The organism is Thauera linaloolentis 47Lol = DSM 12138 (genome assembly GCF_000310205.1).
GTDB classification, from domain to species: Bacteria; Pseudomonadota; Gammaproteobacteria; order Burkholderiales; family Rhodocyclaceae; genus Thauera; species Thauera linaloolentis.
Genome location: NZ_AMXE01000054.1, coordinates 1 through 13,789, shown reverse-complemented (window position 1 = coordinate 13,789; position 13,789 = coordinate 1). Strand labels below are relative to the sequence as shown.

Sequence of the window (13,789 nt, the reverse complement as noted above, 5' to 3'; positions counted from 1 at the left end):
TCGACACTTCGCATGAGTGTGGAGAATGTCAATTCCGCTTGCCAGAGTACCGTCGCCCGACCTTTTGCGCAGCTTCGTCGCGGTCGGGCGGCGCATGAGCATCACCCTGGCTGCCCAGGACCTGTTCCTGACCCAGTCGGCGGTCAGCCGGCAGATTCACGGGCTGGAGACCGCCCTGGGGATGACGCTGTTCGAGCGCGCGCACCGCGCCATCCGTTTCACGCCCGAGGGCGAGCGACTGTTTCTGGCCGCCGACGCGGCCATGCAGCAGTTGCAGGACGCCATCGGCGCACTCCAGGCCAGCCAGTTGGCCCACCCGCCGGTCACCGTGACGGCGAGCATTTCCTTCGTGGGGCTCTGGCTGCTGCCGCGCCTGCCGGATTTCCAGCATCGGCATCCGAAGGTGGAGGTGCGCCTGTCGGCCAACAACAACATCGTCGACCTGCGCCAGGAGGGGCTCGACATCGCGATACGCTACTGCACCCAGGAGCAGATGCCCGCCGGCGCCCGCCGACTTTTCGGCGAGACGGTGTTCCCGGTGGCGCATCCCAGCCTCGGGATCACGAAGCTGGACGATCCGGACATCATCGCCCGCTCGGTCCTGCTCGAATTCGAAGGCGACCCCTCCCCATGCTGGCGGTGGGAAGCCTGGCTCGACATGCAGGGCTGGCCCGGGATCAAACCGAAAGGGGTGATCCGCTTCAACCTGTTCGACCAGATGATCCACGCCACCATCGCGGGCCAGGGCATCGCGCTGGGGCGCAGCCAGTTCATCCGCCCGATGCTGGACGACGGACGGCTGACGGCATTGGCCACGCCGCAGCCCGGCCCGAGGTCGAACAAGGTCTACTGCCTGCTCCAGCGCGACGCCAAGCCTTCGCAGGATGCGCGGGCATTGATCGACTGGATCATCGCCGAGGCGCGGCATACCGATGCGGCCGAAGCTGCGGACGTCTCTCCGCCGGAGCATCGCCGGCCATAAACGAGGGGGCTCCGGCGAGCCCCCGTCCCCCGCGATTCCGCTCCGGGCTGCGGCCCGCGTCGCCGCTTGCGCGAGCGCTTTCCAGTAGCCGGCATACCGGCTGAAAACCCAACGGCATTTCTGGCCCCGGCCGCACGCGCGCAGCCCATCCGACATAGGGTAAACCTATGTCTTGTATTTCATAGGAGTTTGTGCTGCTATTGAAGGCAGCTGCTCAGTTCAGTCCTGCAAACCAACCGAAGACGGGAGGAGACAATGAACGTCTCGAGACGCGGATTCTTCAAGGTCTGCGCGGCGGGCATGACGGGTTCGAGCCTGGCCACGATGGGCTTCGCGCCCAGCGCGGCACTGGCCGAGGTCCGCCAGTACAAGCTCGCGCACGCGACCGAAACGCGCAGTATCTGTCCTTACTGTTCCGTATCCTGCGGCACCCTGGTGTATTCGATGGGCGACAAGTCGAAGAACGCCAAGGCGCGCATCTTCCACATCGAGGGCGATCCGGACAACCCGGTCAACCGGGGCAGCCTCTGTCCGAAGGGCGCCGGCCTGCTGGACATGGTCCACAGCCCGCAGCGCCTGACCCACCCCGAAGTGCGCGAACCCGGCAGCAACGAGTGGAAGCGCATTTCCTGGGACGAGGCCTTCGACCGCATCGCCGGGCACCTGAAGGCCGATCGCGACGCCAACTTCATCGAACGGAACGAGGCCGGGCTGACGGTCAACCGCTGGAACACCACCGGTTTTCTCGCCAGCTCCGCCGCATCGAACGAACCCGGATACTTGATGCACAAGGTCATGCGTGGCCTTGGCGCAGTCGCATTCGACACCCAGGCACGCATCTGACACGCTCCCACGGTAGCCAGTCTGGCTCCGACGTTCGGGCGTGGCTCGATGACCAACCACTGGGTGGACATCAAGAATGCCGACCTCGTCCTGATCATGGGCGGCAATGCCGCGGAAGCGCACATCTGCGGCTTCAAGTGGGTGCAGGAAGCCAAGCACGGCCGCAAGGCCAGGCTGGTGGTCGTCGACCCCCGCTTCACGCGCTCCGCAGCCGTGTCCGACTACTACGCGCCGATCCGCGCGGGCTCGGACATCGCCTTCCTGTCGGGCGTCATCCACTACCTGCTGGAAAACGACAAGATCCAGCACGAGTACGTGAAGACGCACACCAACGCATCCTTCCTGATCGATCCGGCCTACGGCTTCGAGAACGGCCTGTTCACCGGCTACGACGCGGAAAAGCGCGGCTACGACAAGTCCACCTGGCGCTACCAGATGGGCGAGGACGGCTACGCGAAGGTCGACCCGACGCTGCAGGACCCGAACTGCGTCTTCCAACTGATGAAGAGGCACTTCGCGCGCTATGACGCCGACACCGTCAGCCGCATCACCGGCACGCCCAAGGATGCCTTCCTGAAGGTGTGCGGGATGATCGCCGAGTGCTCGGCGCCCAATCGCACGATGACCATCCTGTACGCGCTGGGCTGGACGCAGCACTCGGTCGGCTCGCAGAACATCCGCAGCATGGCGATGATCCAGCTGCTGCTGGGCAACATGGGCATGGCCGGCGGCGGCATCAACGCCCTGCGCGGCCACGCCAACGTGCAGGGCATCACCGACCAGTGCCTGTTCGGCGAGAGCCTGCCGGGCTACCTGCACGAGCCGACCGAGGCCGAGCCGACGCTGGAGGTCTTCCTCGACAAGCGCACGCCCAGGATGCTTCGTCCGGGGCAGATGAACTACTGGAGCAACTATCCGAAGTTCTTCATCAGCCTGCTGAAGGCTTTCTACGGCCCCAGCGCCACGCCCGACAACAGCTTCGGCTACGACTGGCTGCCCAAGATGGACGGCGCCTACGACGTGCTGGCGATGTTCGAGCGCATGCACCAGGGCCGCATGAACGGCTTCGTCTGCCAGGGCTTCAACCCGCTGGCCTCGGTCGCCAACAAGGGCAAGGTTTCGGCCGCGCTGGCCAAGCTGAAGTACCTGGTGGTGATCGACCCGCTGGCCACCGACACCTCCGAGTTCTGGAAGGACTACGGCGAGCTGAACAAGGCCGATCCGGCGCAGATCCAGACCGAGGTGTTCCGCCTGCCCGCCGCGCTGTTCGCGGAGCACGAAGGCAGCTTCACCAACTCCAGCCGCGTCATCCAGTGGCACTGGAAGGCGGCCGACGGTCCGGGCGAGACGCGCGAGGACACCGAGATCTTCGGCCAGCTCTTCGTCCGCCTGCGTGCGATGTACGCCCGCGACGGCGGCGCCTTCCCCGAGCCGATCCAGAAACTGCACTGGCCCTACCGCATCGCCAGCCACCCGTCGTCCCAGGAACTGGCGCGCGAGATCAGCGGCTACGCGATCAGCGACCTGACCGACGCCAGCGGCAACGTGACGGTGAAGGCGGGCGAGCAGGTGGCGGGCTTCGCCGTGCTGCGCGCCGACGGCTCCACCGCCTGCGGCAACTGGCTGTATTCGGGCATGTGGTCGCAGGCGGGCAACCTCACCGCGCGGCGCGACAACAGCGACCCGACTGGCCTGGGGCAGTCGCTCAACTGGGGCTTCGCCTGGCCGGCCAACCGCCGCATCCTGTACAACCGCGCATCCTGCGACGCCAGCGGCAAGCCGTGGGACCCGGAGCGCAACGTCATCCACTGGAACGGCAAGGCCTGGGGCGGCAACGACGTGCCCGACATGCGGCCCAACGCCACGCCGGACGAGGGCGTGGGCGCGTTCATCATGACCGGCGAAGGCGTCGCGCGGCTGTTCGCGCCGGGCATGGTGGAAGGCCCCTTCCCCGAGCACTACGAGCCGTTCGAGACGCCGCTGGGCAGGAACCCGATGCATCCGGACGTCCCGGCGGTGGTCAGCAACCCGGCGGCACGGGTGTACCAGGGCGACATGGAGCTGTTCGGCAAGGCCGACGAGTTCCCTTATGTCGCCACCACCTACCGCCTGGCCGAGCACTTCCACTTCTGGTCCAAGACCTCGAAGATCAACGCGATCCTCCAGCCGGAGCACTTCGTCGAGATTTCCGAGGAACTGGCCGCCGAGAAGGGCATCCGCAAGGGCGACGTCGTCACCGTGCGCTCCAACCGGGGCCACATCAAGGCGGTGGCGGTGGTGACCAAGCGCATCCCGGTGCTGACGGTGGAGGGCCGCAAGGTCCATACGGTGGGCATCCCGCTGCACTACGGCTTCAAGGGGGAAACCAAGCCGGGCTACATCACCAACACGCTGACACCGTTCGTGGGCGATGCCAATACCCAGACGCCGGAATACAAGGCGTTCCTGGTCGACATCGAGAAGGCATAGAGAGGAGGTCCCATGGCACTGCAATCGCTCGACATCGCGCGGCGCTCGGCGACCACCACCGAGATGCCCAGGGCGCGTGAAACCACCGAGGTCGCCAAGCTCATCGACGTGTCCGCCTGCATCGGCTGCAAGGCCTGCCAGGCGGCCTGCATGGAGTGGAACGACATCCGCCCCGAAGTGGGGAACAACGTCGGCATCTACGACAACCCGCAGGACCTCGACGACAAGACCTGGACGCTGATGCGCTTCACCGAGGTGGAGGAAGAGGGCAGGCTCGAATGGCTCATCCGCAAGGACGGCTGCATGCACTGCACCGACCCCGGCTGCCTGAAGGCCTGTCCGTCGCCCGGCGCCATCATCCAGTACTCCAACGGCATCGTCGATTTCCACCAGGAAAACTGCATCGGCTGCGGCTACTGCGTCACCGGCTGTCCGTTCGACATCCCGCGCATCTCCAAGACGGACAACAAGGCCTACAAGTGCTCGCTGTGCTCCGACCGCGTCGCCGTCGGCCAGGCGCCGGCCTGCGCCAAGGCCTGTCCGACCGGCGCCATCAAGTTCGGCGCCAAGGAAGACATGGTGCATTACGCCGAGGCGCGCATCGACGACCTGAAGGAGCGCGGCTACCGCAACGCCGGCCTGTACGACCCGCAGGGCGTGGGCGGCACGCACGTCATGTACGTGCTGCAGCACGCCGACAAGCCCGCGCTGTACGCCGGCCTGCCGCAGGACCCGCAGATCAGCCCGGCGGTGGCGCTGTGGAAGGGCGTCGCCAAACCGCTCGCACTGCTCGCGCTGGGCGCGACGGCCGTCGGCAGCCTGTTCCACTACGTCATGAAAGGTCCGAACGAGGTCTCCAAGGAACTCGAAGAGGAAATGGAAAAGGAGGACGCACAATGATCCGCAATCCGCGCGACCTGCAGCGTTACACCGCATCCGAGCGTGCCAACCACTGGATCGTGGGCATCTGCTTCATCCTGCTCGCGCTGTCGGGGCTGGCCTTTTTCCACCCTGCGCTGTTCCCGCTGGTCAACCTGTTCGGCGGCGGCACCTGGGCACGCATCCTGCACCCTTGGATCGGCGTGGTGATGGCGCTGTTTTTCATCATCATGTTCTTCCGCTTTGCCTGCCTCAACCTGATGCGCGGCGCGGACTGGGACTGGCTGTCCAAGGTCGGCAAGATGGTGGACGGCAATGACCACGACATGCCCGAGCAAGGCAAGTACAACGGCGGCCAGAAGCTGCTGTTCTGGCTGCTGACGCTGTGCATGGCGCTGATCATCGGCTCGGGCGTGGTGATGTGGCGCAGCCAGTTCGACTTCCCGGTCGGCCTGGTGCGCACCGCCGTGGTGGTGCACGCCGCCGCGGCCGCCTTCATGATCGGCCTGATCTTCGTGCACGTGTATGCCGCGATCTGGACCCGCGGCACCATCCGCGCGATGCTCTACGGCACCGTGACCCGCGCCTGGGCCAAGCAGCACCACCGTGGCTGGTACCGCCAGATGACGGGCAAGAACTGAACGATCCTGCCTGCAACCCACGGCGGGCGGAGTCCGGTCGGACCGGGCGCTGCCCGCCGCTCCTCGCAAGGAAACACATGAACCTGCCCCAAGCCGCCGCTGCCGGCGCGGCCCTGCAGCAAGGACTCGAAGCCCCCGCCGTGCTGCCGCCCGCGCCGGCCAGCGTCTTCGCCGACCGCGCCGCGCGCTTCGAGCGCCTCGCCGACGGCCACGCCTCGGGCGACTGGCTGGCCTTTCTCGCCCGCCTGACCCGCACCCAGCACGCACTGCTGCAGAATCATCCGCCGGCGGACCTGCCCAGCGGCACCGCGCGCGCCCTGGCGCTCAGCCACGGCATGCCGGCGCTGCCGGCCAACGGCTGGCGGCGCAACCCGGTGTGGCGTCGCCACCTCGCCGCGCTGGCCGAGGGCCTGCAGACGCAGGCCCCCGAGGTGCTGCGCCCGGTACTGGCCGGCCTGCCGGCGATCGGCGAAGCCGAACTCGAACGCCTGGCCGACGGCGTGCTGCGCACCGAATACGATCCCGCGCATAGCGCCCGCCTGCCCTTCGTCGCCGCCGCGCTGCAGGTCTACTGGACCTGGATGGCAGCCCAGCCCGCGCTGGCCGGCCTGGCCCGGCTCGACGTGCCCGGCGTCTGCCCCTGCTGCGGCAGCCTGCCGGTGGCCAGCGTCATCCAGGCCGGGCAATACGCCGGCGTGCGCTACCTGCACTGTTCGCTGTGCAACACCGAATGGAACCTGGTGCGCGCCAACTGCACGAGCTGCGGCGAAACCGACAAGGTGTCCTACCGCGTCCTGGAAGGCGCGGGCGGCGGCGCGCCCAACGGCATCGTGCGCGCCGAAGTCTGCGACCACTGCCACGGCTATCTGAAACAGATGCGGCGCGACAAGGACGCCAGCGCCGACCCGGTGGCGGACGACCTCGCCACGCTGGCGCTGGATATCCTCGTCGACGAGGCGGGCTACCTGCGCGGCGGCCCCAACCCGCTGTTCATCCCGGGCAGTGCCGGCGAGCACCGCCCGGGCCCCTGAACCCGGCGCCGGCGCTGCGGGCCAACCCTTATGGCGAGGCCCCGCCAAGGGCACCAGAATCGAACGGACACACGCTGCGCCTCGCGCTTTCCACCTTCTCCGATAGACCTCGCTGCCCGGTCCGGGCGTAGGCCATGACGACATCCACACTCGCTTCCCTTCCCGCGGTCGACCGCCTGCTCGCCGAGCCGGCCCTCGCCGCCGAGGCCGCCACTCACGGCCGCCGCATCGTCATCGAAGCGGTGCGCGCCGAACTCGCCGCCCTGCGCGAGGCGGTCCAGGCCGGCACGGCACTGCCTTCCGCACCCGCGCTGACCGATACCCTCGTCGCGGCCGTCGCCCGGCGCATCGCCCACGCGTGCCGGCCCCGGCTGCGGCAGGTGTTCAACCTCAGCGGCACCGTGCTGCACACCAATCTGGGCCGCGCGACCCTGCCCGAAGAAGCCATCGCCGCGATGGTCGAGGCCGCCCGCCACCCCTGTGCGCTGGAGTACGACATCGACTCCGGCGGCCGCGGCGACCGTGACGAGCTCGTTTCCGGACTGCTCTCCGAACTGACCGGCGGCGAAGCCGCCACCGTGGTCAACAACAACGCCGCGGCGGTGTTCCTGCTGCTCAACACGCTGGCACAGCGCAAGGAGGTCATCGTCTCGCGCGGCGAGCTGGTGGAAATCGGCGGCGCCTTCCGCGTGCCCGACATCATGAAGCGGGCCGGCGCGCGGCTGGTCGAGATCGGCTGCACCAATCGCACCCACGCGCGCGACTACGAGGACGCCATCGGCCCGCGCACCGCGCTGCTGATGAAGGTGCACACCAGCAACTACGCCATCGAAGGCTTCACCCAATCGGTGGCGCAGGCCGAAATCGCCGCCATCGCCCATGCCCGCGGCCTGCCTTTCGTCGAGGATCTGGGCTCCGGCACGCTGACCGGCCTCGAAGCCTGGGGCCTGCCGCACGAGCCCACACCGCGCGAAGCCATCGCCGCCGGCGCCGACCTCGTCAGCTTCTCCGGCGACAAGCTGCTCGGCGGCCCGCAGGCCGGCATCCTGGTCGGCCGCCGGGAACTGATCGCGAAGATCAAGAAGAACCCGCTCAAGCGCGCGCTGCGCGTGGGCAAGATCACGCTCGCCGGGCTGGAGGCGGTGCTGCGCCTGTACCGCGACCCCGAGCGCCTGCCCGAGCGGCTGGAAACCCTGCGCCTGCTCACCCGCGGCCAAGCCGACATCCTCGCCCAGGCCGAGCGCCTGCGGCCCGCGCTGGCCGCCGCGCTGGCGGGCTGGCCGCTGACGGTGGGCGTGGAGCCGATGCGTTCGCAGATCGGCTCCGGCAGCCTGCCGGTGGACCGCCTGCCGTCCGCCGGCCTGGTGTGCCGCCCGCACAAGAAAGGCAGCCTGCCCAACCGGCTGGAAAAGGCGCTGCGCGGACTGCCGGTGCCGGTCATCGGCCACATCGCCGACCAGGCCTTGTGGCTCGACCTGCGCTGCCTGCGGCAAGCCGATGAAGCCGGCTTCGCGGCCCAACTCGGCCAACTCGCGGCCCGGCCGCGCTGAAGCGGCCGGCCACGGGCCGGCCCCGCTTCGACGGATTCGCGCGGACAGTATCCTTACCGGACGCGCGACCGGACACATCCAGGCCGATCTGAACATCGGCCGTCCGGTACGGCGGCACACGCCGCCACCCCAGGGCCTGGCGCTCGCGCTCGGCCGATCAAGCCCCGGCGGCATCCCGCACCGGGGCGGCTGAATCATCATCGGGAGAAGACACATGACCGACCGACACACAGTTTCGCGCCGCCGCTTCCTTGCCGCGGGCAGCGGCATCGCCGCCGCGCTGGCCACCCCCACCCTTGCCCAGGCCGCAACGCCGTTGCAGATTGCCGGCCCGGGCCGCCCGTTGCCGCCACTTGCCGGGCGCAGCACCCAGACCCTGCTCGGGCGCGGCAAGGCGCGCCGCGCCGTGATCTGCGGCGGCGGCTGGGGCGGCATCACCGCCGCCAAGTACCTGCGCCAGCAGGTGCCGCACCTGGAAGTGGTGCTGCTGGAACGCAACGCGGTGTTCTTCTCCTGCCCGATGAGCAACAAGTGGCTGGTGGACGTCGTCGACACCCAGTACCTGACCAAGGACTACCTGAAGATTTCCGAAGAACTCGGCTACCGCTTCATCCAGACCGAGATCCTCGAGATCGAGCGCGACACCAAGCGCGTCGTCACCGCCGCCGGCGCAATCGACTACGACTACCTGATCCTGTCGCCCGGCATCCGCTACAACTACGAAGCCTGGTTCGGCAACGACCTCCGCGCGGCCGAAGCCACGCGCGCGCGCTTCCCGGCGGCCTACATCCCCAGCGCCGAGCACTTCCGCCTCAAGCAGGCCATCCACGACTTCAAGGGCGGCGACCTGGTCATGACCCTGCCGCCGCCGCCGCAGCGCTGCCCGCCCAGCCCCTACGAGCGCGCCTGCCTGATCGCCTCGCTGTTCAAGGCCAAGAAGCTCAACGCCAGGGTCGTCATCCTCGATCACAAGCCGGACGTGATGCCCATCGGCCCCGGCTTCAAGGCCGCCTTCCAGGAGCTGTACAAGGACATCGTCACCTACGTGCCGAACGCCCACGTCAAGGAAGTCGATCCGTTCAACAAGCGCATCAAGACCGCCGCCGGCGATTTCAGCTTCGACCACGCGATCCTGATGGCGCCGCACCAGGCCGGCGACCTGGCGTGGAAAGCCGGCGTGGTCGGCCAGTCCTTCCAGGGCGGACCGGACGGCTGGGCCGCGGTCGATCCGCTGTTCCTGCACGCCGAGGACGACAAGGACGTGTACGTGATCGGCGACGCCGTCGGCTACGTGTCGCCGCAGTTCTCCTTCTATCCCAAGGCCGGCCACGTCGCCAACCAGCACGCACGCATCGTCGCCCACTACATCGCCGAGCGCGAGGCCGACCGCGAACCAGGCTACCGCCTGCCCGACAACCTGTGTTTCATGATGGTCAGCACCCAGCCGCAGGAAGCCATCTCGGTGAAGTTCGACTACAAGGTCAATGCGATGGGCATCATCGAGCAGACCCAGATCGACTTCAACGAACGCAAGCCGGAGACCGTCGGCGAAGACTTCGAGTGGGCACGGGGGATTTACGAGGACATGTTCGGCTGATCCGGACCCGGCAACACCGGCGAGGCCAGACTTCCTGAAGAAGTACGGCCTCGCCGGTTTCATTGTTCTCCCCATCAAGACAGACGGCGTACCCCGTCCAGCTTCGCGGCCCTCCTGTCGAAGCTCAGCAGCGGGCCACGCGCGGACTCGCTGACCAAAGCCAGATGCATGCAGTCGGCAAAATCCGGCGCCCCACCGGGGCGGTAATGCCACAGCGCGACCTCGACTGCGGATTCGTGCTGGAGCTCAATTTCTTCCACTCCCAGCAAGGCATCCAGCGCAGCGAGCACGGACGCCTTGTCGAAGCCGTAGCAGGCGCGAAGTACCCATTCGAATTCCAGGACGACCGTGACGGACACGAACAATCGCGCCTTTTCCCGCGAATACTGGTCGAACAGCGCCGCCACGGTCTCGGCCTGTCCCGCGTCATCCACGACCAGCCAGCGCACCAGCACGTTGGTATCGAGTGCCACCATCAGGGCTTGCCCGGATTCATGTCTTCGACGGCAACACTGACACCGGGCGCAGGCTTCAACATGCCCTTGAGCGCCTGAACGGATCTGGTCTTGGCCCTCAAGACCACCGTACCATCAGGCATCAGCGTAAACGTGATGCGATCCTGTGCGCCGACACCCAGGGAGCGCCGGATATCGGCGGGAATGGTGATCTGGCCTTTGCTGGTCAAAGTGGCTTCGGACATCCCAATCTCCTTACTTTTTAGCCAATAGTAAGAATGGAGGATGTATCCGTCAACGACCGCCCACCCTCCACACTTTCACAGGCCTCCAAGGGCGCACTAGACCCTATCCGTTATCGCCAACACGCACATCTGGAGCTTCCGCCATGCTGAATCACTGGAATGCGTCCATGAGCAAGAAAGTTCCCGGTGATCTTTGATGCTTGTCTATCAACGGCACCAGCCTCTTGAAGTGCTCAGTGTTGCAATGCACGTCCAAAGCTGCGCGGTCAGGCCACTCCTCTATGAAGACGAAGTGCCCAGAATCTTTCTGGTCGACATAAAGATCATACGACACGCAGAGCGGCTCCTCTTTGGTTCTCGCCACAAGCTCTCGATAAAGCGGCATGACGTCCTGAATGTGTTCCGGCTTGATGAAGTCTTGAGCAATAACTTTCAGCATTCTGTGTATCCGATTATTCAGCCTAACGAATGCTACCGCCCTCGGCAATGCTGCCGAGCTCGGCGTGTGAACAACCGTTCGTGAACGGCTGCCCCGTGCGGCTTTGAAGGGGCATAACGTTCAGCATCAGCCGAGGATTTGCCGCAGCGAAGCAAAGGCAAATACGTCGGCTGGATTCACTTGTTGGGCAGCATATCTATCTCCCCGGCTGCCACTCTGGGTAAAACGGAACTGCTGCCCCATCCTTTAGCCACGGTGCATCATGTGAACACCAGATATGCAGGGCCGGAGTAACGCCGGGGTCTTCATCCAGAGTAGCCACTCTGACTATGACGTGACTTTGCTGCGGACGCTCAGCTACAAGATGAGCGCCGCAGGCGGAGCAAAAGTGACGAAGTTTCCCCGGAGACGATTCAAACGACCTGAGTAACTCTTGCCCTTTTAGCCACTGAAAGTTGTCTCGCTTGATGCCAGCAGTTGAAGCATACGCAGCAGCGTGAGCCTTGCGGCATGTCTTGCAGTGGCAATGCGCAATAGGCATATCAAGACTGGCACATTCGTACTGAACGCCACCACATAAACAGCTACCTTTCATCGTTGATTCCTTCATGCTCAACGTTTGACATGAGATGTGCTTGGAGGCCGCAGGCCGGAAACGTCCTCTCGATGGAAGGGTTAGAACGCATTCTTATTTGCCCTGGACGATGTGGCTGACCCCGACTGGCTGCGCGGCAAGCGCACCACGAAGAAAAGCAGGATGGAGATTCACGCTCTCCAGTTCAACCAGTTGAAACCAGCGAAACTCAAGAGCCTTGTTGTCCTCGATTCCCTTGTGCGAGATGACCTTGTCGCGCAGATACGAGTCGGGCCGAAGAGTCGAACGAAAGTACAGGCCGACTTCGTGTTGTGGCTTGCCGTTATATTCGAAGAAGTTCTCGACGACGAAGAGAAGCTCTCTGCACTCAAGGTGTTCGCCGGTCTCTTCCAACATTTCCCGCACAACGGTCGACGCAGCAGGCTCGCCCGGCTCAACCCGGCCGCCAGGCAGAGCCCAGATTGGATCGCCCTCTAACCGGTGAAGCAGCGCATACCCGTCCTCGACGATCACTGCCGCCGCCCGAAGCTGGAATCTGTGACTGCCGATGTCGAAGCTAAGCATGTGCTCTAACGTGGAGGTCACCGGCGCTGCGCGGCTTTATCGCGCAGCGTCCGGTGGACCGCAGGGTTATGCCGCTTGTGCAGCACAGGCACCTTCCTTGGGCATGCTCCTGCCCAGCGAAGAAATAGCATCAGCAAAACCGCTTCCGGCACCGCAACGGGATAGTTGAAGCACCTCATTTAGCCCAGACTGACTTGACAGAATGACTTCCTCGTATCGGCAGATGGGCAGTTCCTTGTTGTCCTTGAATCGTTTATCGGGGCCACCGGACTTGTTGACGTACTTCCACGTTCGATCAACGACTTCGGCATCGCGGGGAACTGATTCGTTTTCGATGAATCGAGTTGCGCCTACCTCCACTCGGAGTTCTTGATAGCCAACAGCACCCACGCCGTTTTGGTCATATACGAGAACGCGGTCAGGGAAAAAATGAAGCGTTTGACGACCTACACCAACAGCGACGGTTTCGATGTTCGTCTTGACGTATGGTGGTTCAGCCCTACGAATGGAAGTGCTCTTTCGGCGGACAAGATCGCTTGCTCCCGCATGGTATTTTCGATCATGTACCTTTCCAGACGCCTCGATATGCCAAGCCGCCGCGCAACTGGCAAGTTGGCTCGCGGCCGCGTGAAGTTTGGCGTAGGCGGATTCCATGTCGGAATCGAAGTCGTAGAAGAGCACAACGGTCTTTTGTAGGGTGTCTCGCGTATGGGCTGCATACGTTCCAGCAGCGGCGGCGACTGCGAGTACGCCTACGAACCAAACGGGCCAGCCTGAAGAGACACCAAGACCAAGCACCATAACCGAAGCAACCGCAACGAAAGGCCAAAGGCGAGTCTTCGCGCGCTTTCGGTTTAACTCGTCTAGAAGCTCTCGGGATGACGAATCGACAATTTGAGAAACATCGGCTGATTCAATTTCCTCTAGCGGAGCGTGGGTTCCGGGTGGTACTTCAGGAGCCGTTGGCGAAAGCGGTTGAGGTGGCGAGTTACGGGGCGACGACGATGGAGAAAGCGTAGCGCGATAGTAGAGGCCACCTCGGCCCATGTGGACGTAGTTACCTCGTGGACCGACGCCAAAGCGAAGACCAGTTACACCAGCCGAAACGCCGATTCCTGACTTCGAGAGATTGAATTTCAGCGGCCCGACACTGATGCACTTTCTCAGATAGAAGCCCATTGGCTAAACCTCCGATAAGGCGTGAATGTAAGCGGTATAACGAATAAAAGGGACTTCCCCGTCCCGGCCTGACCACATTGCGGTGATCGGCACCTGAGTGCCACGATGGGAAGTGCGAAGTCTCATCAATCCGTCCGAAAGGGGAAGTCCATGAGCATTGTGACCGTTGGGATCGATCTCGCCAAGAACGTGTTTGCCGGGCATGGCGTCAATGAAGCCGGCCGCGCCGAGTTGATACGCCCGGCGGTGCCGCGCGAGAAGCTGCATGAACTGATCGCAAGCCTGCCGCCGTGCGTGATCGGCATGGAAGCGTGCTCGGG

The 13,789-nt window shown here is 64.9% G+C and carries 13 protein-coding genes and 1 pseudogene; 8 read left to right on the top strand and 6 right to left on the bottom strand.

Translation table 11 applies throughout. The features are described 5' to 3' along the window. Positions 1-25 precede the first annotated feature (25 nt). The 7 genes from C666_RS13140 to C666_RS13105 all read left to right on the top strand — a co-directional run bounded on the left by C666_RS13140 (position 26) and on the right by C666_RS13105 (position 9,992). The gene (locus tag C666_RS13140) at positions 26-982 is read left to right on the top strand and encodes a LysR substrate-binding domain-containing protein (RefSeq protein ID WP_028792389.1); all 957 of its coding nucleotides are present in this window, start codon (positions 26-28) and stop codon (positions 980-982) included. Between the two features lie 255 nt (positions 983-1,237). Beyond that, entirely contained in the window at positions 1,238-4,294 is a 3,057-nt protein-coding gene (gene fdnG, locus C666_RS13130; protein WP_086013359.1) for a formate dehydrogenase-N subunit alpha, read from the top strand. 12 nt (positions 4,295-4,306) lie between these two features. Next, positions 4,307-5,194, top strand: a complete 888-nt coding sequence (fdxH, locus tag C666_RS13125) for a formate dehydrogenase subunit beta (RefSeq protein WP_004340269.1) — start codon at positions 4,307-4,309, stop codon at positions 5,192-5,194. Beyond that, positions 5,191-5,814: a formate dehydrogenase subunit gamma gene (locus C666_RS13120; RefSeq protein WP_004340266.1), complete on the top strand. Its 624-nt coding sequence runs from the start codon at positions 5,191-5,193 to the stop codon at positions 5,812-5,814. Before fdxH ends, C666_RS13120 begins: the two co-directional genes overlap by 4 nt. A 77-nt stretch (positions 5,815-5,891) precedes the next feature. After that, positions 5,892-6,845 carry a formate dehydrogenase accessory protein FdhE gene (gene fdhE, locus C666_RS13115; protein WP_004340264.1) on the top strand — a complete coding sequence of 318 codons (954 nt, stop codon included), beginning with the start codon at positions 5,892-5,894 and terminating at the stop codon, positions 6,843-6,845. Between the two features lie 134 nt (positions 6,846-6,979). After that, the gene (gene selA, locus C666_RS13110) at positions 6,980-8,395 is read left to right on the top strand and encodes an L-seryl-tRNA(Sec) selenium transferase (RefSeq protein WP_004340261.1); all 1,416 of its coding nucleotides are present in this window, start codon (positions 6,980-6,982) and stop codon (positions 8,393-8,395) included. 214 nt (positions 8,396-8,609) lie between these two features. Continuing rightward, a complete protein-coding gene (locus C666_RS13105) occupies positions 8,610-9,992 on the top strand; it encodes an FAD-dependent oxidoreductase (RefSeq protein ID WP_004340257.1) in 1,383 nt (460 codons plus the stop codon). A 74-nt stretch (positions 9,993-10,066) separates the two neighbouring features. On the opposite strand, the gene C666_RS13100 is transcribed toward C666_RS13105, so the two are convergent. The 6 genes from C666_RS13100 to C666_RS19885 all read right to left on the bottom strand — a co-directional run bounded on the left by C666_RS13100 (position 10,067) and on the right by C666_RS19885 (position 13,469). Beyond that, on the bottom strand, positions 10,067-10,468 hold the full coding sequence (locus C666_RS13100) for a type II toxin-antitoxin system VapC family toxin (protein WP_004340256.1): 402 nt from the start codon (positions 10,466-10,468) through the stop codon (positions 10,067-10,069). Next, positions 10,468-10,692 carry an AbrB/MazE/SpoVT family DNA-binding domain-containing protein gene (locus tag C666_RS13095; protein WP_004340252.1) on the bottom strand — a complete coding sequence of 75 codons (225 nt, stop codon included), beginning with the start codon at positions 10,690-10,692 and terminating at the stop codon, positions 10,468-10,470. The genes C666_RS13100 and C666_RS13095 overlap by 1 nt, the downstream gene beginning before the upstream one ends. A 151-nt stretch (positions 10,693-10,843) precedes the next feature. Then, on the bottom strand, positions 10,844-11,131 hold the full coding sequence (locus tag C666_RS13090) for a putative quinol monooxygenase (RefSeq protein WP_004340251.1): 288 nt from the start codon (positions 11,129-11,131) through the stop codon (positions 10,844-10,846). A gap of 196 nt (positions 11,132-11,327) precedes the next feature. Next, the gene (locus tag C666_RS21205; protein WP_004340250.1) at positions 11,328-11,726 is read right to left on the bottom strand and encodes a GFA family protein; all 399 of its coding nucleotides are present in this window, start codon (positions 11,724-11,726) and stop codon (positions 11,328-11,330) included. Between the two features lie 93 nt (positions 11,727-11,819). After that, positions 11,820-12,290, bottom strand: coding sequence for an NUDIX hydrolase (locus C666_RS13085; RefSeq protein WP_004340249.1), 471 nt, complete (start codon positions 12,288-12,290; stop codon positions 11,820-11,822). Positions 12,291-12,356: 66 nt separating this feature from the next. Next, a complete protein-coding gene (locus C666_RS19885) occupies positions 12,357-13,469 on the bottom strand; it encodes a DUF4236 domain-containing protein (protein ID WP_004340247.1) in 1,113 nt (370 codons plus the stop codon). A gap of 150 nt (positions 13,470-13,619) precedes the next feature. On the opposite strand from C666_RS19885, the pseudogene C666_RS13080 reads away from it, so the two are divergent. Then, positions 13,620-13,789 (top strand): annotated as a pseudogene (locus C666_RS13080) (IS110 family transposase); the annotation flags it as partial.

Bases quoted from the DNA above. Each gene is read 5' to 3' on its own strand.
- C666_RS13140 (WP_028792389.1), top strand. From the start codon at position 26: ATGTCAATTCCGCTTGCCAGAGTACCGTCGCCCGACCTTTTGCGCAGC.
- fdxH (WP_004340269.1), top strand. From the start codon at position 4,307: ATGGCACTGCAATCGCTCGACATCGCGCGGCGCTCGGCGACCACCACC.
- C666_RS13120 (WP_004340266.1), top strand. From the start codon at position 5,191: ATGATCCGCAATCCGCGCGACCTGCAGCGTTACACCGCATCCGAGCGT.
- fdhE (WP_004340264.1), top strand. From the start codon at position 5,892: ATGAACCTGCCCCAAGCCGCCGCTGCCGGCGCGGCCCTGCAGCAAGGA.
- selA (WP_004340261.1), top strand. From the start codon at position 6,980: ATGACGACATCCACACTCGCTTCCCTTCCCGCGGTCGACCGCCTGCTC.
- C666_RS13105 (WP_004340257.1), top strand. From the start codon at position 8,610: ATGACCGACCGACACACAGTTTCGCGCCGCCGCTTCCTTGCCGCGGGC.
- C666_RS13100 (WP_004340256.1), bottom strand. From the start codon at position 10,468: ATGGTGGCACTCGATACCAACGTGCTGGTGCGCTGGCTGGTCGTGGAT.
- C666_RS13095 (WP_004340252.1), bottom strand. From the start codon at position 10,692: ATGTCCGAAGCCACTTTGACCAGCAAAGGCCAGATCACCATTCCCGCC.
- C666_RS13090 (WP_004340251.1), bottom strand. From the start codon at position 11,131: ATGCTGAAAGTTATTGCTCAAGACTTCATCAAGCCGGAACACATTCAG.
- C666_RS21205 (WP_004340250.1), bottom strand. From the start codon at position 11,726: ATGAAAGGTAGCTGTTTATGTGGTGGCGTTCAGTACGAATGTGCCAGT.
- C666_RS13085 (WP_004340249.1), bottom strand. From the start codon at position 12,290: ATGCTTAGCTTCGACATCGGCAGTCACAGATTCCAGCTTCGGGCGGCG.
- C666_RS19885 (WP_004340247.1), bottom strand. From the start codon at position 13,469: ATGGGCTTCTATCTGAGAAAGTGCATCAGTGTCGGGCCGCTGAAATTC.